This is a genomic window from Micromonospora sp. NBRC 101691, from assembly GCF_030269285.1.
Taxonomy (GTDB): Bacteria; Actinomycetota; Actinomycetes; order Mycobacteriales; family Micromonosporaceae; genus Micromonospora; species Micromonospora echinospora.
The window spans coordinates 43529-68712 of the sequence record NZ_BSTB01000005.1 but is presented as its reverse complement, the minus strand read 5'-3'; the positions used below and the strand labels follow the sequence as shown (position 1 = coordinate 68712).

Here is a 25184-nt window from a genome sequence, read left to right as displayed (position 1 = left end):
CACCCTGGCCGTGGCCGTGGCCGTGGCCGGTCCGGCGAGCCGCACCGGTCGCGGTCCGGCGAGCGGTGCCGGGAGGGCGTCGGCCGGGGGCCAGGGGTTGGTGAGGCCGGCGTTCGACTGCCCCGTCTGTGCGGGCAGCTCCACAGGACGTGCGGAGGCACCATGCTCCCCCGGCCTGACTTCCTGTCGGCGGGGCGCAGCCTCCGCGCGCCCGACGGCTCTGACCTGCCCGATCGGGCCGGAGCGGCCGGGCTACTCCTCGCGGGCGAGGTCGGCGAGGGGGACGGTGAGGCGTACCCGCTGGTCGGCGACGTCGGCGATCTGCTCGGCGAGGGCGTAGACCGCCCAGCCGGATGTGGTGATCTTGAGATAGCCGCTACGCAGCAGTCGGGCGGCCAGATCGGCCGGCACGTCCGGTTCCTCGACCGCCGCCGACTCGATCAGCTCGTCGAGGCTGCTGCCCGGGTCGGCGGTCGGTGCCTCCACGGTCACCGCGTTCGGATCCCCACGCTGGACGAGGTCGACGGTGCCGACCTCGGTGCCGGTCGCGTCGACGACCCGCATGCCGGTGGTGACCCGTCCGATGACCGTCTGCGCGTCCGTGTCCTGTCGCGTCATGCTGGCGCGGTTCCCGGCCCGGCGTCCGGCTAAACGCGGGGCGGGCGCGGGGAGAGCTCCCGCCAGGTGTCGGTGCCGTCGAGCAGGGCCCGGACCGTCTCCTCCGCCTCCTCGGCGCTGTCGTACTCGTAGAACCGGGAGACGCCCTCGGCACCGCCGGCGCGTTGTTCGACGTGCCACCGGTCGGCGTCCACCCGGAGGAAGACGTCCCGTCGGGCCAGCCGCCCCCACTTGCCGTTCCACCAGTGCTTTCGCTGCTCCATGGCGGCACTGTATCGAACATGCGTACGAAAGAATCCGGCCCCTGCGGGATTCCCGCAGGGGCCGGTGTGCGTGGTCGGATCAGCGTGCGGTCGGCGGCTCCGGCCGGCGGCCGAGCACGTCGTCCAGCGCGCCGCGCTGCTGCCCGGGGGTGGTGTGCCCGGCGGCGAGCAGGGCGTCCCGGATCTCGGTGAGCAGCTTGACCTCCTCGCTGGGCGCCTTCGGCGGCGGCTCCTCGCCCCGCTTGCGCCGCTCGGCGAGCTTGTTCATCGGGTACACCACGAGGACGTAGAGCGCCGCTGCGGTGAGCAGGAACGTGATCAGCGCGTTCACGAACGCCACCCAGTCGAAGGGGATGCCCCGGAACATCGGCGTCGAGCCTTCGATGCCCTTCTCGTTGCCGGTGATCAGCACGATCAGGACCCGGACGAAGGGCTCCAGGAACGACTTGGTGAGCTGCGTGACCACACCGGTGAACGCGGCACCGATGACGACGCCGACCGCCAGGTCGACGACGTTGCCGCGCATGATGAAGTCCTTGAACCCTTTGAGCATCTGTCACTCCCGCTGTCCGGTGCTCGATCCCGGACAACCTATGCCCTGGCCCGCTGCTCCAGGAACGCGCCCGCCTCGTGCGCCGCCCGGATCGGGTCGCCCGCGCGGATCGCCGCCACCAGGCGGCTGTGGTCGACGTACCGGTCGGGCTCCAGGGAGCCGATCGCCTGGGCGACGGAGGCCCGCATCGCGGTGCCCACCGAGGCGTACAGCTCGGCGAGCATGGTGTTGTGGGCGGCGGCCACCACCACGACGTGCAGCCGGGCGTCGGCCTCCACGAACTCCTCGAACCGGCCGTCGCGCCAGGCCGCCTCCCGCTCGGCCAGCGCCGCGTCGAGCGCCGCCAGGTCCTCCGGGGTGCGCCGGAGCGCGGCCAGCCGGGCGGCCTCCACCTCGAACGCGCGGCGGACCTCGACCACCTCCGCCATCCGGTCGTCAGTGAGCCGACGGGCCACCACCGGGGCCAGTTCGTCGGTCGACACCACGTACGTGCCGGAGCCCTGGCGGGGCTCCAACACCCCGGCGTGCACCAGCGCGCGTACCGCCTCGCGGACGGTGTTCCGCCCCACCCCGAGGGCGGCGACGAGCTGCGGCTCGGTCGGGATCCGACCACCCAGGGGCCACTCCCCGCCGAGGATCCGGGCCCGGAGCTGCTCGATCGTCTCGCTCACCCGACGGCCGCGCGGCGGCACGGACGGGGAATGCCCGGACGGTGTCACTGGTTACAACCCACGCCGGAATTCATCCCATGATTGTAGGTTCAAGCTCATGACCCCGCCAACAGCCGCCCTCGCGGGACCCGACGTGGCCTCCGACGTCCCTCCGGCGACACCCGCCGACCAGAGTTCCGGCGCACCGGCCGCCACCTCCACCCCTGCCCCGGCCCGGCCCGGGACCGGAGGGCTGCTGGTGCTCGCCGGGATGCTCCTGGTCGCGCTCAACCTGCGGGCCGCCATCACCAGCCTCGGCGCGCTCCTCGACGAGGTCCGTACCGGCCTGGCGCTCTCCGGCGCGATGGCCGGCTTCGTGACCACGCTGCCCACCATCGCGTTCGCCGTGTTCGGCGCGTTCACCCCGTGGCTGGTCCGGCGGGTCGCCCCGGCCCGGGTGCTGGTGGTGGCGATGGTCACCCTCGCCCTGGGGCAGTTGCTGCGGGTCCTCACCGGCTCGTCCCTGGTCTTCCTGGTCGCCAGCGCGCTCGCGCTGGCCGGGATCGCGGTGGCGAACATCCTGCTGCCGATGCTGGTCAAGCAGTACTTCCCGCACCGCACCGGGCTGGTCACCGGGGCGTACACGGTGGCCCTGACCCTGGGCACGACGGTGGCCGCCGCCGCAGCGGTGCCGGTCGCCCACGCGTTCGGGTCGTGGCGGGTCGGCCTCGGGGTCTGGGCCGGGCTGGCCGCGGTGGCCGTACTCCCGTGGGCGCCGCTGGCGCTGCGGGCCCGGGCCGCCGCGCGGCGGGCGGGACGGACGGCGCAGGTCTCCGCCCGGTCGCGGATCCGGCCGGAACGCACCCGGCTCGGGTGGGCCATGGCGGTGTACTTCGGCGCCCAGTCGCTCAGCGGGTACGTGGTGATGGGCTGGCTGGCCCAGCTCTTCCGGGACGCCGGCTACCAGCCGCAGGACGCCGGGCTGCTGCTCGCCGGGGTGACCGCCTTCGGGGTGCCGGTGGCCCTGGTCATGCCCGCCATCGCCACCCGGCTGCGCACCCTGCGCCCGCTGGTGCTCTTCCTGTCCCTGTCGGCGACCCTGTCCTACCTGGGCCTCGCCTTCGCGCCGCACGACCTGGCGCTGCTCTGGGTGCTCCTCCTGGCCATCGGTCAGGGCGCGTTCCCGCTGATCCTGACCACCATCGGCCTGCGGGCGCGCACGGCGGAGGGAACGGTGCAGCTGTCGGCGTTCGCGCAGAGCACCGGATACGTGATGGCCGGCCTCGGCCCGCTGCTCGTCGGCATCCTCTACGAGGCGACCGGGGGCTGGCAGGTGCCGATCGCCTTCCTGCTGGTCGCCCTCGTCGTGCAGACCGTCGCCGGACTGGCGATCGCCCGGCCCCGCTACATCGAGGACGAGTGAGTCGACGGGTGGCGCGCGGGGGGTGGATCAGGAGGCCGGGGTCGGCTCCCCCGCCACCGCCTCGTCGACCGTCGGGTACGTCTGCAGCACCTCGACCAGTCCGCTGACCTCGAGGATGCGCAGCACGCCGCGCTGGGGTGCGGCGAGTCGCACCACGCCACCGGCCTCGTCGCAGCTGTTCTTGGCGCGTACGAACACCGACAGCCCGGTCGAGTCGCAGAACGAGACCTCGGCGAGGTCGAACACCAGCCGGCTGCGCCCCTTGTCGAGCAGGTCGGTGATCTGGTCCTGGAGTTGGGGGGCGGTCGCCATGTCCAGCTCGCCCGCGACCGACACCACGACCACGTCGCCGCGCTGTTCCGTGTGCACCGTCAACGACATCCGCCAGACCTCCTGTTGTCGGTGGAACCGTATCCCACCGTCGGGGCGCCACGCAGAACGGGAGCCGTTCCCGGTGGGGGCGGGCAACAGTTCTTTGTCCTGCGGCAACTAGTCTTACCAGGTCCGGTGATAGAGTCCGCCCCGGTCAGGGTGGAGGGGGAGTCCGATGGCGCTGAGCACGGAAGTAAGCGGACGGCTGGCCAGTCTGCTCACCGAGCATGCCGATCTGGTCACGCAGCGCTGGACGGAGATGGTCGCGGCCTCGCTGCGCGGCCGACTCAGCCAGGCGGAACTCCGCAGCCAGGTGCAGGACCTGCACCGCGGCATCGTCGTCGCCGGCGAGGGCGGGGCCGTCGACCTGGAGTCGGAGTCGGCCGGCGAGCTGCGGGCCGTGCTCGCCGAGCTGTCCCGGGGCCGGGCCCGGCAGGGCTTCACCGCCACCGAGACGGCGGTCAGCATCTACGCCCTCAAGGACGTGCTGCTGGAGCTGATGGAGAGCCTCTCCGACGACGGCACCCGGCTCCGCGACTTCGTGGGCTTCTCCAGCCTGATCGACAAGATGGGGCTGTTCACCTTCGAGAGCTACGTGCGCACCCGGGAGAGCCTGATCGCCGACCAGGCCGAGCAGCTCCTCGAACTCTCCACCCCGGTGGTCAAGCTCTGGGAGGGCGTGGTCGCCGTGCCGCTGGTCGGCACGCTCGACTCGGCCCGGGCCCAGGTGGTGATGGAGCGGCTGCTCCAGACCCTGGTGGACACCAGCTCGCCGTACGCGATCATCGACATCACCGGCGTGCCGGCGGTGGACACCCAGGTCGCCCAGCACATCCTGAAGACCGTGGTGGCCGCCCGGCTGATGGGGGCGGACTGCATCATCTCCGGCATCCGGCCGCAGATCGCCCAGACCATCGTGGCGCTCGGTATCGAGTTCGGCGACATCGCCACCAAGGCCAGCCTGGCCGACGCCCTGCGCCACGTGCTGCGGCTCACCGGCGTCGAGAACGCCGCCAACCGCCGCGTACGTCGGGAGGTCTGATGGAGCGGGTGCCGGTCCTCAAGATCGGTGACATCCTGCTGGTCTCCATCCAGGTCGACATGGAGGACCAGACCGCCCTGCAGCTTCAGGAGGACCTGGCCGAACGGATCGTCGAGACCGGTTGCCACGGGGTGATCATCGACATCACCGCCCTGGACATCGTCGACTCGTTCATCGGCCGGATGCTCTCCACCATCGCCTCCATCTCCAAGGTCCTCGACGCCGAGACCGTGGTGGTCGGGATGCGTCCCGCGGTCGCCATCACGCTGGTGGAGCTGGGCCTGTCCCTCAACGGCATCCGGACCGCGCTGAACGTCGAACGCGGTATCGAACTCATCGCGGCGGCCCGGGTCGAGGACGACGACCTCGACCTCGAGCCCACCGACGCCGAGCCGGCATCGCCATGACCACCGGCATCGACCTGGGCCGCCCGCAGGCGCAGGCGATCCGGAGCGACGAGGACGTGGTCCGTGTCCGCCAGTTGGTGCGTACCGTCGCGGTCGCCGTCAAGCTCTCCCTGGTCGACCAGACCAAGCTGGTGACCGCCGCCAGTGAGCTGGCCCGCAACACGCTGGTCTACGGCGGTGGCGGCGAGGTCGAGGTGACCTGCGTCGACAACGGCGTACGACGCGGGGTGCGGATCGTCTTCGCCGATTCCGGCCCGGGCATCGCCGACCTCGACCTGGCCCTCACCGACGGCTACACCACCGGCGGTGGCCTCGGGCTCGGGCTCAGCGGAGCCCGCCGCCTGGTCGACGAGTTCGACATCCAGACCGCAGTGGGCAAGGGAACCCGGATCACCGTGACCAAGTGGTCCCGATGACCACGGAACCCGTCTCCGACCAGGGCCTCTGGTTCCGGGTGGAGACGAGCAGCGCGGCCAGCGCGGTACGTCGGACCGCCGAGCGCCTCGGCGATCAGCTGCATCTCGGTGCCCGGCGCACCGCCGACCTGGCGATCGTCGCCGCCGAACTGACCAGCAACCTGGTCAAGCACGCCCAGGACGGGGTGCTCCTGCTCCGTCCGGTGCGGCGCGGCGGCGAGGCCGGCGTGGAACTGGTCGCCGTCGACTCCGGGCCCGGCATGGCCGACCTCACCGTCTCCTCCCGGGACGGGCACTCCACCACCGGCACCCTCGGCATCGGCCTCGGCGCGATCGCCCGGCAGGCGAGCTGGTACGACGGCTACTCGCAGTCCGGCCGGGGCACCGTGCTCGCCGTGCAGGTCTGGCCGTCGGCCGTGCCCTCCCCCGGCTGGGCGGCCGGCATCACCCGGCCGCTGACCGGGGAGGACCGGTGCGGAGACGCCTTCGCCGTGCGGCTGGTCGACGGGCGTCCGCAGGTGCTGGTCTGCGACGGGCTCGGGCACGGTCCGCTGGCCGCCGTGGCGAGCGAGGCCGCCGTCACCGCGTTCCGCGCCGCGCCCGCCGGGCCGCCGAAGGCCCTGGTGGATCACCTGCACCGGTCGATCTCGCACACCCGGGGGGCCGCGCTCGCCGTCGCCGAGCTGGAACCGTCGGCCGGGCGGCTGCGCTTCGCGGGACTGGGGAACATCGCCGCCACCGTGGTCGAGCACGGCCGACGGCGCGGGCTGGTCTCGCTCCCCGGCATCGCCGGCCACCAGCGTCCGGTGATCCGGGAGTACGAGTACCCGTTCGACGGGAACGCCCTGCTGGTCATGCACACCGACGGGGTGACCGACCGGTGGAAGCTCACCGACTACCCGGGGCTCACCGACCGGGCCCCGTTGCTCACCGCCGCCACCATCCTGCGTGACTACGGCGTGCGCCGCGACGACGCCGGTGTCCTCGTCGCCCGGGCCCCGGCATGAACCCGCCCCTCCCCGCGCCGCTGATGCAGATGGCGCTCCGCGCCGAGCCCGACATCTTCGTGCTGCGGCAACGCGGCCGGGAGGTGGCGACCGCCGTCGGTCTGGAGTACCAGGACCAGATCCGCATCGCCACCGCGCTCAGCGAGGTCGCCCGGGACCTGGTGCGTGCCGTCGGCGGCGCGGACGTCGCCTTCCGCGTCGCCGGGGCGGAGGAGGGGAGCCCGGTCCTGCGGGTCGAACTCGCCCCGCTGCGACCGTTCGGCCCGGCCGGGTACGAGCCGACCTCCGGCGCGGTGGCCCGGCTCGTCGACAGCCTGGACCTGACCCCGGTCGATGGAGTTACCGTCATACGGATGTCCCGACGCATTCCGGCCCACGCGGAGGCGCTGACTCCCCAGCGTCTCGCCGAACTGCGCGCCCAGCTCGCGCAGAGCGCGCCGGCCAGCGTGCTGGACGAACTCACCTCCCAGAACGAGCAGCTCATCGCCGCCCTCGACGAGGTACGCAGCCAGCGTGACGAGCTGGCCGTGCTCAACGAGGAGCTCCAGGAGACCAACCGGGGGGTGCTCGCGCTCTACAACCAGCTCTCCGAGGAGCTGGAGGAGACCAACCGGGGCGTGGTGGCGCTCTACGCCGAGCTGGACGAGAAGTCGGCGCAGCTCAAGGCGGCCAGCGAGTCGAAGAGCCGGTTCCTGGCCAACGTCAGCCACGAACTGCGCGCCCCGGTCACCGCGGTCATCGGGCTGGCCCGGCTGCTCGCCGACTCGGCCTCGGACCCGCTCACCAGCGAGCAGGCCCGCCAGGTGGGGCTGATCCGCTCCTCCGCCACTGACCTGCTGGCTCTGGTCAACGACCTGCTGGACCTCGCCAAGGCCGAGTCCGGCCGGATCGAGCCGGACTGGACCGAGGTCGACCTCCGGGTGGTTTTCGGTCAGCTCCGGGGCACGCTGCGGGCACTGGCCACCCGGCCCGGTGTGGACCTGGTGGTCGAGGAGCCGCCCTCCCCGGCGACGCTGCGGTCGGACGAGACGCTGCTGACCCGGGTGCTGCGTAACCTGCTGCACAACGGGCTCAAGTTCACCGAGGCCGGTGAGGTGCGGATGCGCGCCGACCTGGTCGACGGCCGGTGGCGGATCGTCGTCACGGACACCGGCATCGGTATCGCGCCGGACCAGCACGAACGGATCTTCGAGGATTTCTACCAGGTGCCCGGGAGCGCCAGCAGCGTCGGCACCGGCCTGGGCCTGCCGTACGCCCGGCGGCTGGCCATGCTGCTCGGGGGTGCCCTGCGGGTGGCCAGCGAGCCAGGCCGGGGCAGCGTGTTCACCCTGGACCTGCCCGTGGACGGGGCGTGACGGTGGAGGGCGGGCCCGCGACAGTGCTGGTGGTCGACGACAGTCGCACCAAGCGCTACCTGCTGGTGAGCTGGCTGACCCGGGCCGGCTTCGAGGTGCGGGAGGCGGAGACCGGCAAGGAGGCGCTGGAGCGGGTCGGTACCGACCCGGTCGAACTGGTGGTGCTCGACGTACGCCTGCCCGACATGAGCGGCTTCGAGGTGTGCGAACGGATCAAGGCCAGCCAGCCGGCCCTGCCGGTCATCCACGTCTCCGCGCACGCCATCGACGTGGTCGACCGGGCGCAGGGCCTGACCCGGGGCGCGGACGCGTACCTCGCCGAACCGATCGAACCGGACGAACTGGTTGCTACCGCCCACGCGGTGCTGCGCTACTACCGGGCCCGCCGACGGGCCGAACTCTTCGCCGAGCGGCTCGCCCGGCTGGCCGAGACCACCGTCGCGGTGCACGCCGCGCCGACCTTCGCCCGCCTGCTGGAGGAGGCGGCCGTGGGCGCGGCGGCGATCTTCCGTACCCCCGCCGCGGTGGTGGCCGAGACCTTCGACGGGGAGTGCGTGGCCGGGGTCTGCCCCGGCCCCGGCGAGGCGGGCAGCGTCGTCCCGTGGACGGTGGACGACACCGGGGTGCCGACCGGCACGACGGTGCGCATCGACGAGCCGTCCGACTGGGACCTGACCGACTGGCCGGCCGACGACCGGCTGGCGGTCGCCGCGGCCCGGCTGCGGGAGGACCGCGCCCCGCTCTACGTGGTGGTGCCGGCGGGAGTGCAGGTGCCGGGCATGCCGGTGCTGGTGCAACTCGCCCAGGCGGTGGCGGCGTCCGTCGAGGCGCAACGCTCCTACGACGAGGAACACCGCATCGCGGTCACCCTCCAACGCAGCCTGCTGCCGCGCCGTATCCCGACGATCGATGGCCTGGACCTCGCCGTACGGTACGAGCCGGCGAGCGCGCAGACCGAGGTGGGCGGCGACTTCTACGAGCTGGTGATGCTCGACGGGCACCTGCTGATGGCGATCGGCGACGTGGCCGGACACTCGCTGCACGCCGCCACGGTGATGGCCGAGCTGCGCCACGCGGTGCGGGCGTACGCGGTCGAGGGGCACCAGCCCGGGGAGATCCTGCACCGGGTCAACGAGTTGATGCGGCGACTGCTCCCGCACGAGCTGGCCACCATCTGCGTGCTGCTGCTGGAGCCGGACACCGGTAAGGTCCGGATGGCCAGCGCCGGCCACCTGCCACCGCTGCTCGCCGTGGACGGGCGGGTGGAGTTCCTCCAGCACACCGCCCCGCTGCTCGGGGTACGGGCGGCCCGCCCGCCGGACCTGGAGTTCGTGGTGCCGGCCGGGGCGACACTGGTGCTCTACACCGACGGGCTGATCGAGCGCCGGGACACCACCATCGACGAGGGACTTGCCGCCCTGGCCGGGCAGGCCGCCCGGGTCGAGCCGGACCTGGACGCCTTCTGTGCCCGCCTGCTGCGCGAACTCGCCCCCGCGGAGATCCACGACGACGTCGCCGTGCTCGCCCTCCGCCGCCACTGAGGTGGCATTTCGTGGTAGCAGGGGACCCCTGCACGGCATTTTTCGGTAGCAGGGGACCCCTGCTCATCACCAGGCGGTAGGAAGGGACCCCGGCAACCACCCGACTCCGCGCTACCCGGTGCGCAGTGAGCGGACGTAGGCGGTCGGGGTGATGCCGGTGACGGCGGTGAAGTCGCGGACCAGGTGCGCCTGGTCGCTGTAGCCCAGGTCGGCGGCGAGCCCCGCCCAGTCCGGCGGGCCGGCGGCGGCCCGCTCGATCGCCTCCTGAAGTCGGTAGCGCCGGATCACCCACTTCGGTCCGACACCGACGTGGTCGAGGAAGAGGCGCTGGAGGCGGCGGGTGGAGACGCCGTGCCGGCGGGCCAGGTCGTCCACCCGGAGGATGCCCCGGTCGGTGCGGATCTCGTCGGTCAGGCGCATCGCCTCGTCGGCCGACGGATCCGGCTCCGGTGCCCAGCCGAGGAGGAAGTCGTCGAGCGCCCGCCGTCGGTCGTCGTCGTCACCGGCGCAGACCCCGGCCGGGTCGGGTGCCGGCACGAGGGGCAGCCGACGGTCGGTCAGCTCGGCGACCGGACGCCGCCAGAACGGTCGGAACCCGCCCGGCCGGAACTGGACGCCGCAGACCCGGCCGACGCCGGCCAGGGTGATCGAGAAGAGGCGCTGCCCGACGCCGGAGACCTCGACCGAACCGGCAACGTCGCCGTGGGAGCCGACGTCGTGCCGGAACACCAGGTTCACCGCCGGGTGCGGTACGACCCGCTGCTCGAACGCTCCGGTCACCGCCCAGTCGACGAACCAGTAGTGCTCGACGTACCGGCGCAGCGGAGCGGCGGGCAGGTGCCGGCGGAAGCGCAGTTCACGGTGGAGCCGACCCGGGTCGAGGATGCCCCGGTTGTCGCTCCGCGGCTCGTGTCGCATTCCTTCAAGACCACCCTCATACGCTGCCCGTATGGCGACAAAGACTAGTGACCTGCTGACCGCCGCCGCCCCGGAGACCGTGGCGGTGGTCCGGGGCATCTCCGACGACCAGCTCGACCTGCCCACCCCGTGCCAGGAGTACGCCGTACGCGACCTGCTCGGCCATCTGTTCCAGGTGGTGGTCAACTTCCAGGAACTGACCGCCCGGCGCCCCGTCGACTGGGCGGAGCAGCCGGACCTGTTCACCGGCGACTGGCGGGACCGGTTCGCTGCCGAGACCGAGCGCGTCGTCGGGGCCTGGTCGGAGCCGTCCGCCCTGGAGGGGGTGTCCCCCGGCATGGGCATGCCGCAGGAGGTCGTCGGGGGCATGCTGCTGCTCGACCTGACGGTGCACGGGTGGGACCTGGCCCGGTCGACCGGCCAGCCGTACCGTACCGATCCTGCGGTGGTGGCCGACCTGCTCGACCTGGTCGCCCGGCTCGCGCCGACGGCCCGCGAGCGGGGCGTGTTCGGCGCGGCGGTGGAGCCCGCCGACACCGGCGACGACCTCGCCCGCCTGCTCTGCCTGACCGGTCGCGACCCGGCCTGGCCGTCGGCGGGCTGACCCGGACAGCCCGTCCAGCGGGCAGGATGTCGGGATGGACCTGGTCTCGCTCGCCGACATCCGCGCCGCCGCCCGTGCGGTCGCACCGACCGTGCTGCGTACCCCGCTGCTGCCCGCCCGGTGGGACGACCAGCTGTGGCTGAAGCCGGAGAGCCTGCAACCGGTCGGCTCGTTCAAGCTGCGGGGAGCGGCGCACGCGGTGGCCTGCCTCGACCCTGCCCGACGGGCGCGCGGTGTGGTCACCCACTCCTCCGGCAACCACGGCCAGGCCCTCGCGTACGCGGCCCGGGCGGCCGGGGTTCCCTGCACCGTGGTGGTGCCGGAGGGCGCGCCGACGGTCAAGGTCGACCAGATGCGGGCGCTCGGGGCCGAGGTGGTGCTCGTACCCCGGGAACGGCGGGGCGCCGAGGCCGACCGGATCGCCGCCGCGACCGGCGCGGCGCTGGTGCCGCCCTTCGACGACCGGCGGGTCATCGCCGGTCAGGGCACGGTCGGGCTGGAGATCGTCGAGGACCTGCCCGACGTGGACGTGGTGCTGGTGCCGGTGGGCGGCGGTGGGCTCTCCTCCGGGGTCGCCACGGCGGTACGGGCGGTGCGCCCGTCCGCCGTGGTGGTCGGGGTGGAACCGGCGCTGGCCGCCGAGGCGCGGGACTCGCTCGCGGCGGGCGAGGTGGTGGTCTGGGGCGAGGATCGCACCTACCGGACCTGCGCGGACGGGCTACGGCTGCCGCTCTCCCCGCTGACCTTCGCCCATCTGCGGGCCCGTCTCGACGGCATCCTCACGGTCACCGAGGACGAGATCCGGGCGGCGATGGGGCGGCTGGCCCGGGACGCCCGGCTGGTGGCCGAGCCGAGCGGCGCGGTGGCACTCGCCGCCCGGCTGTTCCACGCCGACGAACTGCCCGCTGGTCGTACCGTCGCGGTGGTCAGCGGAGGCAACGTCGACCCGGAGGCGCTCACCGCCGCGCTCTCCGCCCCACCTGGGTGAGGTGGTAGCGCCCCGCCCCGTCCTGCCCGCGCTGCCCTGCCCGCCGGCCGGGGCTAGGTGGTAGCAGGGGACCCCTGCTCCTCATAAAGCGGTAACAGGGGGCCCCTGCTACCACCTCAGCCCGAAAAAGAGCACCCAGGGTGCTACCGGGTGGGGTGCGGTCGGATCAGTTGCGGCGGAGGCGGTCGAGGATCCAGGCGTTGATGAACGCCTCTTCCTTCCACGCGTCGTACCGGCCGCTCGGGCCGCCGTGCCCGGCGCCCATCTCGGTCTTGAGCAGGTAGTCGCCCTGCGGCGCGACCGCGCGCAGCCGGGCGACCCACTTGGCCGGCTCGTGGTAGAGGACCCGGGTGTCGTTGAGGCTGGTCACCGCCAGGATCGCCGGGTAGTCGACCGGTGCCACGTTCTCGTACGGCGTGTACGACTTCATGTAGGCGTACACCTCCGGGTCGGCCAGCGGGTTGCCCCACTCCTCCCACTCGGTGACGGTCAGCGGCAGCGACGGGTCGAGGATGCTGGTCAGCGCGTCGACGAAGGGCACCTGGGCGACGATGCCGGTGAACGCGTCCGGGGCGAGGTTCGCCACCGCACCCATCAGCAGGCCGCCGGCGGAAGCGCCCCGGGCGACCAGCCGGTCCTGGGCCGTCCAGCCTGCCTTGACCAGGTGCCGGGCGCAGGCCACGAAGTCGGTGAAGGTGTTCTTCTTGGCCAGCAGCTTGCCCTCTTCGTACCAGCGTCGGCCCAGCTCACCGCCGCCCCGGATGTGCGCGACCGCGAACACCACGCCCCGGTCCAGCAGGGAGAGCCGGGGAATGGAGAACCACGGGTCGATGCTCGCCTCGTACGAGCCGTATCCGTAGACCAGGCAGGGGGCGGAGCCGTCCTTCGGGGTGCCGGCCCGGCAGACCAGCGAGATCGGGATGCGGGTGCCGTCGTCGGCGAGCGCCCAGTCCCGGTGCTGCTCGTACTCGGCCGGGTCGTACTCGCGCCCGTCGGGGCCGGGCCGCACCGGCTTCCGCCTGCGCAGGATCATCTCCCGGGTGACCAGGTCGAAGTCGTAGACCGAGTCGGGGCTGATCAGCGAGCTGTAGCGGAACCGGATCCGTCCGGTGCGGTACTCCGGGTTCGCGTCGAGGCCGACGCTGTAGAGCGGCTCCGGGAAGTCGATGTCGTACCAGTCGGTGCTGCCGTCGGTGAGCACCCGCAGGCCGGTGAGCCCGTTGGTGCGCAGCGAGATGACCAGGTGGTCGGCGAAGGCGTCGACCGACTCCAGCCGGGTGCCCGGGGCGTGGTCGATCATCGGCACCCAGTCGCCGGGTGCGTCCGCCGAGGTGTACGCCAGCGCGAAGTCCTCCGCGCCGTCGTTGTGCAGGATCAGGAAACGGTGCCCGTGGTGCTCGACGGAGTACTCGACGCCCTGCCGGCGCGGGGCGACGACGGCGGGCGCGCCGGTGGGATTGCCGGCCGGGATGACCAGCACCTCGCTGGTGATCTTGCTGTGGATGTCGATCAGGATGAACCGCTCGGAGCGGGTCAGCTCGACGCCGACCCAGAACCGCTCGTCGGGCTCCTCGTGGACGATGACGTCCTCGCTGGCCGGGGTGCCGATGACGTGCCGCCACACCCGGTACGGCCGCCACGACTCGTCGACCGTGACGTAGAAGAGGACGGAGGCGTCGGCGGACCAGGCGGTGCCGTAGGAGGTGTCGGGCACCTCGTCGGCGAGCACCTCGCCGGTGCTGAGGTCCTTGACCCGTAGCGTGTACCGCTCGTCCCCGGCGAAGTCGGTCGAGTACGCCAGCCAGCGTCCGTCCGGGCTGACGTCGTACGCGCCGAGCGAGAAGAAGTCGTGCCCCTCGGCGAGCTGGTTGCCGTCGAGCAGCACCTCCTCGCCCTCCAGGGGCGCGCCGTCGACGCTGACCGGGGGCTCGGTCTCGCCGTCGCGGACCGGCCGGCGGCACTGGATGCCGTACTGCTGGCCCTCGACGCTGCGGCTGTAGTACCAGTACCCACCCTTGCGCGCGGGTACCGAGAGGTCGGTCTCCTGGGTGCGCCGCCGGGTCTCCTCGAACAGGGTGGCGCGCAGGTCGGCCAGGTGGGCGGTGCGCGCCTCGGTGTAGCCGTTCTCGGCGGTCAGGTGGGCGATGGTCTCCGGGGCGTCCTTGTCGGCGAGCCAGGCGTACTCGTCGACGACCGTGTCACCGTGGTGGACACGCTCGGTGGGGACGCGCTTGGCGACGGGCGCGGGGGTCTCGGTGGTCACTCCGCCACGTTACCGGCCGGCATGCCGGGACCGGGGTACGCGCCGATGCCCGGTTTCGCCCCACAGCTGTTCGTACACATGTACGATTGCCGCCATGTCGGGATCCCTGCCTTCGGCCCACCGTTCCGGTTCGACCGACATCACCCGTCGGCTCGTCGAGATCTGCGGCCCGTCCTTCGCCCGTCCCGCCGGCCCGGCCGACGAGGTCGCCGGAGGACTGGCCGGCTGGGTGGCGGTGCCGGGCGACGCCGGTGCCGCCGCCGAGGTGCTGCGGCTGGCCGCCGCGCACGACCTGACCGTGGTGCCGCGGGGCGCCGGCACCAAGATCGATTGGGGTGCCGCGCCGGAGCGGGTGGACATCATGCTCGACACCGGCCGGCTCGCCGGCATCCGTTCCCCGGACGGCCCCGGCTGGCACGGCCCGGCCGGTGCCGCCCGGTCCGGGCCCGCCGGGAGCGGGCGGTCGGGCCCGGTCGGCCGTCCCGGCGGGCGCCACCGCCGGTCCGGGGGCGTTCCCGACCCGTCCGGATCAATGGTCGAGATCGGCGCGGGCACTCCGCTGCGCGCCGTGCAGGCCGCGTTGGAGCGGACGGGCTGGCGTCTGGCGCTGGACGCTCCGTCCCCCGGGGCGACCGTCGGCGGTGTGCTCGCCGCCGACGAGGCCGGTCCGCTGCGCCTGCGGTACGGCACCCCGGGCGACCAACTCCTCGGCCTGCGTTACCTGACCGCCGACGGGGAACTGGTCGAGACCGGCGGCGACGCGTCCGGTCCGGAGCTGGCCCGGCTGCTCTGCGGCTCGCACGGCGGGCTCGGCGTGCTCGTCTCGGCCACCCTGCGGGCCCGGCCCCTGCCACCCCGCCGGGCCTGGGTCACCCGTCCGGTCTGGACCCCGCTGGAGGTGCACGAGCTGATCCACGCCGTGCTGTCGGCCGGGCTCCGCCCCGCCGCGATCGAGCTGGACCTCCCCGCCGTGCGCCGGCCTCCGGCCCCCCGTCCCGCCGTCGCCGGCCCCGTCTGGTCGGGCCATCCGGCGGGCTCGGCCCGGGCGGCGCACCCGGCTGGTTCCGGGCGGGCCGCCCACCCGGCCGGCTCGGCGCGTTCCGGCCCGACCCCCGGGGCCGGGCGGTCCACCCCACCCGCCGCCGGTGACCTGGTGATGCTTCTGGAGGGCGGCCCGGCCGACGTGGCCGAGCGGGCCCGCCACCTGACCAGGCTGCTCGGTGAGGGGGCCACCGTCGCCGACTCCCCGCCCGAGTGGTGGCGGCACTATCCGTTCCGGCCGGACGACATCGCGCTCCGGGTCGACGTCCCCCTCACCGACCTGCACGCCGCCATCTACGCGCTGCGGGACGCGGTCGGTGCCCCGGTGCCGGTGCGTGGCTCGGTCGGCCTCGGCGTGGCCCATGCCGTGCTGCCCGGTGGCACACCCGTGGAGCGGGTGTCCTCGATCCTCACCGCGGTCCGACAGGTGCTCCTGGCCCGTGATGGCCGCTGCGTGGTGCTGGCCGCGCCGCCCGCCGTCCGGCAGGGTGTCGATCTCTGGGGCGACCTGCCGGCCCTGTCCCGGCTGCGCGCGGCCAAGCAGCAGCTCGACCCGCACCACCGGCTCGCCCCCGGCCGCCTGCCCGGCGGCCTCTGACCGCCAGGCGCCCGGGTCCCGGCGACCGGCTCGGGCCGGGCTCCGGGGAACCGGCGCTCAGACCGCGTCGTTCCGGATGACCAGCACGGCGATGTCGTCCCGGGGCGGCTCGGGCGAGAAGTTGATCGCGGTGGAGCGCAGCCGTGCGGCGATCACGTCCGCCGAGTAGCCGGCGAGCGGTGCGGCTGCCTCCCGCAGGCGGTCCGGGCCGAAGAGTTCCCGGCCGCGTCGCCGTTCGGTCACCCCGTCCGTGTAGAAGATCAGCGCGTCGCCGGGGTCGAGCGGGACCACCGAGGTCGGTGAGGCGATCGTGTCGAGCAGGCCGAGTGCCGTACCGCCGGTGCCGACGAAGGACGCCCCGCCCACGCTGCGCAGCAGCACCGGCCGGTCGTGCCCGGCGAGGTGCAGTGACACGTCGAGCTGGTTGCCCTCGCCCGGCCCGACCGCCGCCAGGGCGAGCGTGCAGTACCGTCCCCCGCCCCGCTCGACCAGGGTCTCGTTGAGCCGGTTCAGCGCCTCCGGCAGCGGCTTGCCGTCGCCGACCAGCACCCGGATCACGTCACGGACCAGCCCGGTCACCGCGGCGGCCTGGACGCCCTTGCCGGAGACGTCCCCGATCACCACCAGCCAACGGCCGTCCGGCAACGGCAGCACGTCGTAGAAGTCGCCACCGACCTCGGCGTCGTCCCCGGTCGGGACGTACTCGGCGGCGAAGCCGATGCCCTCGATCAGTGGCAGCACCGGCGGCAGCAGCGACTGTTGCAGGGTCTGCGCCACCCGGCGGCGCTCGGCGTGGATGCGGGCGTTCTCGATCGCCAGCGCGGCCCGCCGGGCCACGTCCTCCAGCACGGCGATCTCGTCCGGATCGTGGCGGTGGCGCTGGTGCCGGCCGACCGCGAGGGTGCCGAGCCGCTGTCCCCGCGCGACCAGGGGCACCGCGAACCCCTCCATCGGACCGCCCAGCGGCACCTGCGAGCCGATCCGGATCGCCTCGCGCAGCCGGGCCTGGATCGACTCGTGGCCGGTCTCCCGGAGCACCTTGTGCAGGTGCGGCAGGACCGACTCGTCGGTGTGGCTGGCCGCCGCCAGGTTGAGCTGCCCCCACTCGTCGGTGATGTGCACCGCGCACCACTGCCCGAGCCGGGGCACCACGAGCTGCGGGACGAGCGCCATGGTCAACTCGACGTCGAGGGACTGGGCGAGCAGTTCGCTCGCCTCGGCCAGGAAGGTCAGCCAGGCCTGCCGGCGGATGTCGGCCCGGCGCAGCCGGTCGTTCTCCAGGTGCAGGGAGAGCCGTTCGGCGGTCAACGCGGCGAGCGGGCGCGCGTACGCCGAGGGCACCGCGTCCAGCTCCAGCTCACCGGAGTACGGCCGCTGCACCGCCAGCCGTACCCGGAGCAGCTCGCTGTCGGTGCGGGGCGGTCGGCCGTACCGGGCCAGCACCTGGGTGCCCTGCCCGTCGCCCCGGTCCAGCCGGACCAACCCGCCGGTGGCCCCCACCATCGTGGCGACCCGGGCGAGCAGGTCGGTGGCGAAGTCGGGGAGCGGATCGTCGGCGTACGGGTCGGGACGGGTCTGCATCAGCTCGCTCATCGCGGCCGCGCTCGGCCCGGTGGTCTCCACCGGGTTCCCGTCGCCGTCGGTCCCCGACGAGCAGGGGGAGAGCCGGCGGCCCTCGGCGAGCGCGTCCCGGCGTGGCGGGGGGGCGTCCGGACGGTCCAGCCGGAACCAGACGCCCTTGCCGGAGGGGAGGTAGGTCGTCCCCCAGCAGCTCGCGAAGTGGTCGACCAGGAGCAGGCCCCGACCCCGCTCGGCGACCTCGGCGATGTCGGCCGTGTCGTTGCGCACCCCGACGGTCAGCTCGTCCACCGGCCCCGGCGCGTAGTCGGAGACCATCACGCTCAGCCCCACCCGGTCCGCGACCACCTCGATGTCCAGCTCGGTGCCGGCGTGCTCGACCGCGTTGGTGGAGAGCTCGGTGGTCAGCAGGAGCGCCTCGTTGAGCAGCTCGTCCAGGTGGGCTTCGGCGAGCACCGAGCGGACCACGGCACGGGCGGTGGCGGGCGTGCGGCGGTCGGCGGGCAGCCGGACCCGCCGGACGTGCTCGTCCGGGCCGCCGGTCGTCGTCGGTCCCGTCTCCGCTGCCACCCTCGTATCCTCCTCTCCCTTTCGCCGGGAAGCCAAGCGGGTCGACTCTCTTTCGCGCCCCGGCGCGTCGTCCCGCCCCATGTGTCACTCCGGCCACTCCGTCCCGCCGATCCAGGTGGCGACGCATCGACGGATGGGAGCGGCGTGGAGATGCGCAGGCCCGGTGCGGGCACAATGATGGGATGGCCGGCACGAGCCTGGAGGCCCCCGAGCTGAGCGAGGAACGATGACGACGGCGAGAACTCAGGCCGGCGCGGACTCCGCGGCGTCCGACCACGATGCTGTCCTCGGCGAGCTGGCGGCGGCGCTGCGCCGGGTCGGCCAGGGCGATTTCAAGGTACGGCTGCCCCGTCGGGCGGGCGTCGCCGGTGACGTGGTCGACGCCTTCAACGACGTGGTGTCGTTGCAGGAGCGGCAGTACTTCGACATGCGCCGGATCAGCCGGATCGTCGGCCGGGAGGGGCGGCTCACCGAGCGGCTCGACGAGGAGGGGCTGGACGGCTCCTGGGCGGAGGGCCAGCGGGCGGTCAACTCGCTCATCGACGACCTGGGCCGCCCCACCACCGAGATCGCCCGGGTGATCGTGGCGGTCGCCGACGGCGATCTCTCCCAGCACATGGCGCTGGAGATGGACGGCCGGCCGCTGCGGGGCGAGTTCCTGCACATCGGTCGCACCGTGAACACGATGGTGGACCAGCTCTCGTCGTTCTCCAGCGAGGTGACCCGGGTGGCCCGTGAGGTGGGCACCGAGGGCAAGCTGGGCGGCCAGGCCGACGTGCGGGGCGTCGCCGGCACCTGGAAGGACCTCACCGACTCGGTGAACACCATGGCGTCGAACCTGACCGACCAGGTGCGGTCGATCTCGCAGGTGGCCACGGCGGTGTCCGGGGGCGACCTGTCGCGGAAGATCACCGTGTCGGCGAAGGGCGAGGTCGCCGAGCTGGCGCACACCATGAACGGGCTCACCGACACGCTCCGGCTCTTCGCCGAGCAGGTGACCCGGGTGGCGCGTGAGGTGGGCACCGAGGGCAAGCTCGGTGGCCAGGCCGAGGTGCCGAACGTCGCGGGCACCTGGAAGGACCTGACCGACAGCGTCAACTCGATGGCGTCGAACCTGACCGCCCAGGTGCGGAACATCGCCCAGGTCTCCACCGCGGTCGCCCGGGGCGACCTCTCCCAGAAGATCACCGTCGCCGCGCAGGGCGAGATCCTGGAGCTGAAGGACACCGTCAACACGATGGTGGACCAGCTGTCGTCGTTCGCCGACGAGGTGACGCGGGTGGCCCGTGAGGTGGGCACCGAGGGCAAGCTCGGTGGCCAGGCGCAGGTGCGCGGCGTCTCCGGCACCTGGCGTGACCTGACCGAGAACGTCAACCAGCTCGCCGGCAACCTGACCAGTCAGGTCCGGAACATCTCCCAGGTCTCCACCGCGGTGGCGAAGGGTGACCTGTCGCAGAAGATCACTGTGGACGCCCGGGGCGAGATCCTGGAGCTGAAGTCGACGGTGAACACGATGGTGGACCAGCTGTCGTCGTTCGCCGACGAGGTGACCCGGGTGGCCCGTGAGGTGGGCACCGAGGGCAAGCTGGGCGGCCAGGCCCAGGTCAAGGGCGTCAGCGGTACGTGGCGTGACCTGACCGACAACGTGAACTCGATGGCGTCGAACCTGACGTCGCAGGTGCGGAACATCGCCTCGGTCACCACCGCCGTGGCGAAGGGTGACCTGTCGCAGAAGATCACTGTGGACGCCCGGGGCGAGATCCTGGAGCTGAAGTCGACGGTGAACACGATGGTGGACCAGCTGTCGTCGTTCGCCGACGAGGTGACCCGGGTGGCCCGTGAGGTCGGCACCGAGGGCAAGCTCGGCGGTCAGGCCCAGGTCCGTGGCGTCGCGGGCACCTGGCGGGACCTGACCGACAACGTGAACTCGATGGCGTCGAACCTGACCGCCCAGGTGCGGAACATCGCCCAGGTCTCCACCGCGGTCGCCAAGGGTGACCTGTCGCAGAAGATCACCGTGGACGCGCAGGGCGAGATCCTGGAGCTGAAGAACACGGTGAACACGATGGTGGACCAGCTGTCGTCGTTCGCCGACGAGGTGACGCGGGTCGCCCGCGAGGTGGGCACCGAGGGCAAGCTGGGTGGTCAGGCGCAGGTGAAGGGTGTCTCCGGCACCTGGCGGGACCTCACGGACAATGTGAACTCGATGGCGTCGAACCTGACGTCGCAGGTGCGGAACATCGCCTCGGTCACCACCGCCGTGGCCAAGGGCGACCTCGGCCAGAAGATCACCGTGGACGCGCAGGGCGAGATCCTGGAGCTGAAGAACACTGTCAACACGATGGTGGACCAGCTGTCGTCGTTCGCCGACGAGGTGACCCGGGTCGCCCGTGAGGTCGGCATCGAGGGCAAGCTCGGTGGTCAGGCGCAGGTGAAGGGCGTCTCCGGCACCTGGCGCGACCTCACCGAGAACGTCAACCAGCTCGCGTCCACCCTCACCACCCAGCTCCGGGCGATCTCCCAGGTCTCCACCTCGGTGACCCGGGGCGACCTGACCCAGCGGATCTCGGTCAAGGCGCAGGGCGAGGTCGCCGAGCTGAAGGACAACATCAACCAGATGATCGTCACCCTCCGGGAGACGACGAAGAAGAACGCCGAACAGGGCTGGCTGGACTCCAACCAGGCCCGCATCGGCGGTCTGCTCCAGGGGCAGCGCGACCTCGGCGAGGTCTGCCGCATGATCATGATGGAGGTCACGCCGCTGGTCGACGCCCAGCTCGGTGCCTTCTTCCTCGCCGAGACCTCGGACGGCGTCACGCGACTGCGGCTCACCGCCTCCTACGGATACGTCGCCCGGGGCCACGAGGTCACCTTCGGTCCCGGCGAGGGCCTGGTCGGGCAGGCCGCCCTGTCGCGGCGCACCATCCGGGTCAGCGCGGTGCCGGACGGCACCATCACCCTCCGCTCCGGCCTGGCCGAGACGAACCCGGCCGACCTGGTCGTGCTTCCCGTGCTCTTCGAGGGGGAACTGCTCGGGGTGATCGAGTTCGCCAGCGTGGCGACCTTCTCCGACCTGCACCTCTCCTTCCTGGAGCGGCTGGTGCTGACCATCGGCATCGCGGTCAACACCATCCAGGCCAACCGGCGTACGGAGGAACTGCTCTCCCAGTCGCAGCGGCTCGCCCTGGAGTTGCAGGAGCAGTCGGCGGAGTTGCAGCGCACCAACGCCGAGCTGGAGGACAAGGCCCAGCTGCTGTCCGAGCAGAAGGGCAACATCGAGACGAAGAACCGGGAGATCGAGCTGGCCCGGCTCGGCCTGGAGGAGAAGGCGCAGCAGCTCACCCGCGCCTCGGCGTACAAGTCGGAGTTCCTGGCGAACATGAGCCACGAGCTGCGGACGCCGCTGAACTCGCTGCTGCTGCTGGCCCGGCTACTCGCCGAGAACTCGGAGCAGAACCTCACCCCGAAGCAGACCGAGTTCGCCCGGACGATCCACAGCGCCGGTTCCGACCTGCTCTCGCTGATCGACGACATCCTCGACCTGTCGAAGATCGAGGCCGGCCGGATGGACGTCCAGCCGGTCGACGTGCGCTTCGGCGACATCCGGGGCTACGTCGAGCAGGCGTTCAAGCCGCAGGCCGAGGAGAAGGGGCTCGACTTCCAGGTCGAGATCTCCCGGGACCTGCCGACCACCGTGGTCACCGACGCCCAGCGGTTGCAGCAGATCCTGCGCAACCTGCTCTCCAACGCGGTCAAGTTCACCGACGCCGGAACGGTCACCCTGCGGATCGGCCCGGCGGCGGAGAACGTGGTCTTCGACGTGCCGGCGCTGACCAACGCCCGGCAGGTGATCGCCTTCACGGTGGTCGACACCGGGATCGGCATCCCGGACGACAAGCTGTCACTGATCTTCGAGGCGTTCCAGCAGGCCGACGGGACGACCAGCCGGCGGTACGGCGGCACCGGACTCGGACTCTCCATCAGCCGGGACCTGGCCCGCCTGCTCGGCGGCACGATCACCGTCGCCTCCGCGCCCGGCCAGGGGTCGACGTTCACCCTCTTCGTGCCCGACGTGCTGGCCCCGGACGCGGTGGTCGCCCCGCTGCCGCCCTCGCCGGCCCGGGCCGGGCTGCCCTCGTCGCTGCTGATGCCGCCGCCGGAGCTGCCGAAGCCGCCGGAGGGCCCGGCGACGCGGCGGCTGGAAGGGGCCACCGTGCTGATCGTCGACGACGACGTGCGCAACGTCTTCGCCCTGACCAGCGCGTTGGAGTTGCACGGCATGACCGTGCTCTACTCGGACAACGGCGCGGACGGGATCCGGCTGCTCGCCGAGCACCCGGAGGTCGACATCGTGCTGATGGACGCCATGATGCCCGACCAGGACGGGTACGAGACGACCCGATCGATCCGGCGCAACCACCGCTTCGCGGACCTTCCGATCGTCTTCCTGACCGCCAAGGCGATGCCCGGGGACCGGGAGTCCGCCCTGGCGGCGGGCGGCAGCGACTACATCACCAAGCCGGTCGACCTGGACGAGCTGATCGAGCTGATGTCGTCCTGGATCAGCGGCAGCGGACGCGAGGAGAACCAGTGACTCAGATGGCCAAGGCGCTGCTGGTGGACGACCGACGGGAGAACCTGATGGCCCTGGAGGCGATCCTCCAGGGCCTCCCGGTGCAGTCGGTGGCCGTCGAGAGCGGCGAGGCGGCCCTGAAGCAGCTCCTGGTGGACGACTTCGCGGTGATCCTGCTGGACGCCCAGATGCCGGACATGGACGGATTCGAGACGGCCGGGCACATCAAGCGCCGGGAACGGACCCGGCACATCCCGATCATCTTCCTCACCGCCGCCGACCGGGACGCCCAACTCGCCCTGCGCGGGTACGCGGTCGGCGCGGTGGACTACCTCACCAAGCCGTTCGACCCGTGGGTGCTCCGGGCCAAGGTGTCGGTCTTCGTCGACCTGTGGTCGAAGACCCGCCAGCTCGCCGCCCAGTCCGAGGTGGCCCGGGAGCGCGAGTCGCAGTGGCGGGTGCTCAGCGACGCGGTCGACGAGGCCACCGCGCTGCTGCGCTCCGACGACCCCGACGCCCGGGACCGCGCCGTCGAGATGCTGGAACAGGCCCGTTGGGGCAACCCCCTCTGAGCCCTCAGAGGGGGGAGTGGTTGTTGCGGATCATCAGGGCGGACCGCAGGCCGGTGATGTCCAGGACGCGCAGCAGGAAGTCGCCGACGTGGGTGAGCACCAGCAGGCTCTGCGCGTGACTGGCCTTGCGGCTCAGCACCACGAGGGTGCCGAGCCCCTGCGAGTCGCAGAAGGTGACACCCCCGAGGTCGAGGACGACGCGGGGCGGCGGATCGGCGAGGATCTCGTTCACCGCGCTGGAGAGCTGGGCTGCGGTGAGCATGTCGATCTCACCGACCAGGCGCAACACCACTTCGTCGGCCGTCCGGTGTACCGTGATGGACAGTTCGGCACGATCCACCCGGTCAGCCTAGCGCGAACCGGGTGACCTGGCCTGCCGAGCCCGATCCGGCCCCCGACCGGGCCGGTGACGGGGTGAGTCTGGTAACCCTGACCAGGGGTGGTTGTCGATCGGCCCCCCGGCGCTGACACAATGGCCGCATCGTGACGGATACGTACCCTGCCGGATCCGGCCGTTACCCGGCCGACGCACCGGCCTCCGAGGCCCTGTTCGACCGCGCCCGCGCCATCGTGCCGGGCGGGGTGAACTCCCCTGTGCGCGCCTTCCGTGCCGTCGGTGGCACGCCGCGCTTCATGGTCCGGGGGGAGGGTCCCTGGCTGTACGACGCGGACGACCGGCGTTACGTCGACCTGGTCTGCTCCTGGGGGCCGCTGATCCTCGGGCACGCGCACCCCGGCGTGGTCGAGGCCGTCCAGGCCGCCGCCGCGCGGGGCACCAGCTTCGGCACCCCGACCCCGGGTGAGGTCGAGCTGGCCGCCGAGATCGTCGACCGGACCCCGGTCGAGCAGGTCCGGCTGGTCAACTCGGGCACCGAGGCGACCATGTCGGCGATCCGGCTGGCCCGGGGCTTCACCGGCCGGTCCAAGATTGTGAAGTTCGCCGGCTGCTACCACGGGCACGTGGACGCGCTGCTGGCCGCCGCCGGCTCCGGCGTGGCCACCCTCGGCCTGCCCGACTCGCCCGGCGTGACCGGCGCGGCGGCCGGCGAGACGATCGTGCTGCCGTACAACGACCTCGCCGCGGTGGAGGAGGTCTTCGCCGCCGAGGGGCCGCACATCGCCGCGGTGATCACCGAGGCCGCCGCCGGCAACATGGGCGTGATCGCCCCCCGCGACGACTTCAACGCCCAGCTCGCCCGGATCGCGCACGCGCACGGCGCGCTGCTGATCGTGGACGAGGTGATGACCGGGTTCCGGGTCTCCCGCTCCGGCTGGCACGGCCTAGACCCGGTCGACGCCGACCTGTTCACGTACGGGAAGGTCATGGGAGGCGGGCTTCCGGCCGCGGCGTTCGGCGGGCGCGCGGAGATCATGGCCCGACTCGCCCCCGCCGGCCCGGTCTACCAGGCCGGCACCCTCTCCGGTAACCCGCTGGCCTGCGCCGCCGGCCTGGCCAGCCTGCGGCTCGCCGACGACGCCGTCTACCGCCGGCTCGACGAGACGGCCGCCGTCGTGGGCAAGCTGGCCGGCGACGCGCTCGCCGCCGCCGGGGTCCCGCACCGGCTGTCGTACGCGGGCAACATGTTCTCGATCTTCTTTACCGACGCCGAGGTGCGCGACTACGACAGCGCCCGCACCCAGGACGTGCCGGCGTTCACGGCGTTCTTCCACGCGATGCTGGCCGGCGGGGTCTACCTGCCGCCCAGCGCGTTCGAGGCGTGGTTCGTGTCGGCGGCGTTGGACGACGCCGCCTGTGAGCAGATCGCCGCCGCCCTGCCGGGCGCGGCGAAGGCGGCGGCAGCGGCAGGCCACGGGGGGTAGGTGCGGTGAGC

22 protein-coding genes are annotated in these 25184 nt (G+C 72.6%); 13 read left to right on the top strand and 9 right to left on the bottom strand.

The genetic code is table 11. The features are described 5' to 3' along the window. Positions 1-252: 252 nt before the first annotated feature. The 4 genes from QSK20_RS10810 to QSK20_RS10795 all read right to left on the bottom strand — a co-directional run bounded on the left by QSK20_RS10810 (position 253) and on the right by QSK20_RS10795 (position 2153). Positions 253-618: a hypothetical protein gene (locus QSK20_RS10810; RefSeq protein WP_088981148.1), complete on the bottom strand. Its 366-nt coding sequence runs from the start codon at positions 616-618 to the stop codon at positions 253-255. A gap of 29 nt (positions 619-647) precedes the next feature. Then, complete coding sequence (locus tag QSK20_RS10805) at positions 648-881, bottom strand: hypothetical protein (protein ID WP_088981147.1); 234 nt, start codon at positions 879-881, stop codon at positions 648-650. Positions 882-960: 79 nt separating this feature from the next. After that, on the bottom strand, positions 961-1434 hold the full coding sequence (mscL, locus tag QSK20_RS10800; protein ID WP_285788460.1) for a large conductance mechanosensitive channel protein MscL: 474 nt from the start codon (positions 1432-1434) through the stop codon (positions 961-963). 38 nt (positions 1435-1472) lie between these two features. Further along, the gene (locus tag QSK20_RS10795; RefSeq protein ID WP_285788459.1) at positions 1473-2153 is read right to left on the bottom strand and encodes a FadR/GntR family transcriptional regulator; all 681 of its coding nucleotides are present in this window, start codon (positions 2151-2153) and stop codon (positions 1473-1475) included. Between the two features lie 49 nt (positions 2154-2202). On the opposite strand from QSK20_RS10795, the gene QSK20_RS10790 reads away from it, so the two are divergent. Beyond that, complete coding sequence (locus QSK20_RS10790; protein WP_285788458.1) at positions 2203-3507, top strand: MFS transporter; 1305 nt, start codon at positions 2203-2205, stop codon at positions 3505-3507. A 27-nt stretch (positions 3508-3534) separates the two neighbouring features. Here the strand turns inward: QSK20_RS10790 and QSK20_RS10785 are convergent, their stop codons facing one another. Further along, on the bottom strand, positions 3535-3888 hold the full coding sequence (locus tag QSK20_RS10785) for an STAS domain-containing protein (RefSeq protein WP_091647659.1): 354 nt from the start codon (positions 3886-3888) through the stop codon (positions 3535-3537). A gap of 166 nt (positions 3889-4054) precedes the next feature. On the opposite strand from QSK20_RS10785, the gene QSK20_RS10780 reads away from it, so the two are divergent. From QSK20_RS10780 to QSK20_RS10755, 6 genes are read left to right on the top strand one after another with little or no spacing between them, the layout of a single operon-like run. Continuing rightward, the gene (locus QSK20_RS10780) at positions 4055-4921 is read left to right on the top strand and encodes an STAS domain-containing protein (protein WP_285788457.1); all 867 of its coding nucleotides are present in this window, start codon (positions 4055-4057) and stop codon (positions 4919-4921) included. After that, complete coding sequence (locus QSK20_RS10775; RefSeq protein WP_285788456.1) at positions 4921-5328, top strand: STAS domain-containing protein; 408 nt, start codon at positions 4921-4923, stop codon at positions 5326-5328. The genes QSK20_RS10780 and QSK20_RS10775 overlap by 1 nt, the downstream gene beginning before the upstream one ends. Continuing rightward, entirely contained in the window at positions 5325-5744 is a 420-nt protein-coding gene (locus QSK20_RS10770) for an ATP-binding protein (protein WP_088981140.1), read from the top strand. The genes QSK20_RS10775 and QSK20_RS10770 overlap by 4 nt, the downstream gene beginning before the upstream one ends. Beyond that, a complete protein-coding gene (locus QSK20_RS10765; RefSeq protein WP_285788455.1) occupies positions 5741-6751 on the top strand; it encodes a SpoIIE family protein phosphatase in 1011 nt (336 codons plus the stop codon). Before QSK20_RS10770 ends, QSK20_RS10765 begins: the two co-directional genes overlap by 4 nt. After that, on the top strand, positions 6748-8106 hold the full coding sequence (locus QSK20_RS10760) for a sensor histidine kinase (protein WP_285788454.1): 1359 nt from the start codon (positions 6748-6750) through the stop codon (positions 8104-8106). The genes QSK20_RS10765 and QSK20_RS10760 overlap by 4 nt, the downstream gene beginning before the upstream one ends. A 2-nt stretch (positions 8107-8108) precedes the next feature. After that, on the top strand, positions 8109-9647 hold the full coding sequence (locus QSK20_RS10755) for a SpoIIE family protein phosphatase (RefSeq protein WP_285788679.1): 1539 nt from the start codon (positions 8109-8111) through the stop codon (positions 9645-9647). 111 nt (positions 9648-9758) lie between these two features. Here QSK20_RS10755 and QSK20_RS10750 read toward each other — a convergent pair whose 3' ends face one another. Beyond that, entirely contained in the window at positions 9759-10565 is an 807-nt protein-coding gene (locus QSK20_RS10750) for a helix-turn-helix domain-containing protein (RefSeq protein ID WP_285788453.1), read from the bottom strand. A gap of 31 nt (positions 10566-10596) precedes the next feature. Here QSK20_RS10750 and QSK20_RS10745 point away from each other — a divergent pair, with 31 nt between their 5' ends. Both QSK20_RS10745 and QSK20_RS10740 read left to right on the top strand, forming a co-directional pair. After that, on the top strand, positions 10597-11169 hold the full coding sequence (locus tag QSK20_RS10745) for a TIGR03086 family metal-binding protein (RefSeq protein WP_285788452.1): 573 nt from the start codon (positions 10597-10599) through the stop codon (positions 11167-11169). Between the two features lie 34 nt (positions 11170-11203). Continuing rightward, a complete protein-coding gene (locus QSK20_RS10740; RefSeq protein WP_285788451.1) occupies positions 11204-12157 on the top strand; it encodes a threonine ammonia-lyase in 954 nt (317 codons plus the stop codon). Positions 12158-12323: 166 nt separating this feature from the next. Here the strand turns inward: QSK20_RS10740 and QSK20_RS10735 are convergent, their stop codons facing one another. Beyond that, positions 12324-14420, bottom strand: coding sequence for a S9 family peptidase (locus QSK20_RS10735; protein ID WP_285788450.1), 2097 nt, complete (start codon positions 14418-14420; stop codon positions 12324-12326). A gap of 94 nt (positions 14421-14514) precedes the next feature. Between QSK20_RS10735 and QSK20_RS10730 the strand changes: the two genes are divergently transcribed. Beyond that, positions 14515-16059 (top strand): FAD-binding oxidoreductase, encoded by a 1545-nt coding sequence (locus QSK20_RS10730; RefSeq protein WP_285788449.1) that lies wholly within the window; start codon positions 14515-14517, stop codon positions 16057-16059. A 57-nt stretch (positions 16060-16116) separates the two neighbouring features. On the opposite strand, the gene QSK20_RS10725 is transcribed toward QSK20_RS10730, so the two are convergent. Next, on the bottom strand, positions 16117-18207 hold the full coding sequence (locus QSK20_RS10725; RefSeq protein ID WP_285788448.1) for a SpoIIE family protein phosphatase: 2091 nt from the start codon (positions 18205-18207) through the stop codon (positions 16117-16119). A 226-nt stretch (positions 18208-18433) separates the two neighbouring features. On the opposite strand from QSK20_RS10725, the gene QSK20_RS10720 reads away from it, so the two are divergent. Further along, positions 18434-22801 (top strand): hybrid sensor histidine kinase/response regulator, encoded by a 4368-nt coding sequence (locus tag QSK20_RS10720; protein WP_285788447.1) that lies wholly within the window; start codon positions 18434-18436, stop codon positions 22799-22801. Next, positions 22798-23352, top strand: coding sequence for a response regulator (locus QSK20_RS10715; protein WP_285788446.1), 555 nt, complete (start codon positions 22798-22800; stop codon positions 23350-23352). The genes QSK20_RS10720 and QSK20_RS10715 overlap by 4 nt, the downstream gene beginning before the upstream one ends. A 4-nt stretch (positions 23353-23356) precedes the next feature. Here QSK20_RS10715 and QSK20_RS10710 read toward each other — a convergent pair whose 3' ends face one another. Next, on the bottom strand, positions 23357-23692 hold the full coding sequence (locus tag QSK20_RS10710; RefSeq protein ID WP_285788445.1) for an STAS domain-containing protein: 336 nt from the start codon (positions 23690-23692) through the stop codon (positions 23357-23359). A 143-nt stretch (positions 23693-23835) separates the two neighbouring features. On the opposite strand from QSK20_RS10710, the gene hemL reads away from it, so the two are divergent. After that, complete coding sequence (gene hemL, locus QSK20_RS10705) at positions 23836-25173, top strand: glutamate-1-semialdehyde 2,1-aminomutase (protein WP_285788444.1); 1338 nt, start codon at positions 23836-23838, stop codon at positions 25171-25173. Positions 25174-25184 lie beyond the last annotated feature (11 nt).

Bases quoted from the DNA above. Each gene is read 5' to 3' on its own strand.
- QSK20_RS10810 (WP_088981148.1), bottom strand. From the start codon at position 618: ATGACGCGACAGGACACGGACGCGCAGACGGTCATCGGACGGGTCACC.
- QSK20_RS10805 (WP_088981147.1), bottom strand. From the start codon at position 881: ATGGAGCAGCGAAAGCACTGGTGGAACGGCAAGTGGGGGCGGCTGGCC.
- mscL (WP_285788460.1), bottom strand. From the start codon at position 1,434: ATGCTCAAAGGGTTCAAGGACTTCATCATGCGCGGCAACGTCGTCGAC.
- QSK20_RS10790 (WP_285788458.1), top strand. From the start codon at position 2,203: ATGACCCCGCCAACAGCCGCCCTCGCGGGACCCGACGTGGCCTCCGAC.
- QSK20_RS10785 (WP_091647659.1), bottom strand. From the start codon at position 3,888: ATGTCGTTGACGGTGCACACGGAACAGCGCGGCGACGTGGTCGTGGTG.
- QSK20_RS10780 (WP_285788457.1), top strand. From the start codon at position 4,055: ATGGCGCTGAGCACGGAAGTAAGCGGACGGCTGGCCAGTCTGCTCACC.
- QSK20_RS10775 (WP_285788456.1), top strand. From the start codon at position 4,921: ATGGAGCGGGTGCCGGTCCTCAAGATCGGTGACATCCTGCTGGTCTCC.
- QSK20_RS10770 (WP_088981140.1), top strand. From the start codon at position 5,325: ATGACCACCGGCATCGACCTGGGCCGCCCGCAGGCGCAGGCGATCCGG.
- QSK20_RS10765 (WP_285788455.1), top strand. From the start codon at position 5,741: ATGACCACGGAACCCGTCTCCGACCAGGGCCTCTGGTTCCGGGTGGAG.
- QSK20_RS10760 (WP_285788454.1), top strand. From the start codon at position 6,748: ATGAACCCGCCCCTCCCCGCGCCGCTGATGCAGATGGCGCTCCGCGCC.
- QSK20_RS10750 (WP_285788453.1), bottom strand. From the start codon at position 10,565: ATGCGACACGAGCCGCGGAGCGACAACCGGGGCATCCTCGACCCGGGT.
- QSK20_RS10745 (WP_285788452.1), top strand. From the start codon at position 10,597: ATGGCGACAAAGACTAGTGACCTGCTGACCGCCGCCGCCCCGGAGACC.
- QSK20_RS10740 (WP_285788451.1), top strand. From the start codon at position 11,204: ATGGACCTGGTCTCGCTCGCCGACATCCGCGCCGCCGCCCGTGCGGTC.
- QSK20_RS10730 (WP_285788449.1), top strand. From the start codon at position 14,515: ATGTCGGGATCCCTGCCTTCGGCCCACCGTTCCGGTTCGACCGACATC.
- QSK20_RS10720 (WP_285788447.1), top strand. From the start codon at position 18,434: ATGACGACGGCGAGAACTCAGGCCGGCGCGGACTCCGCGGCGTCCGAC.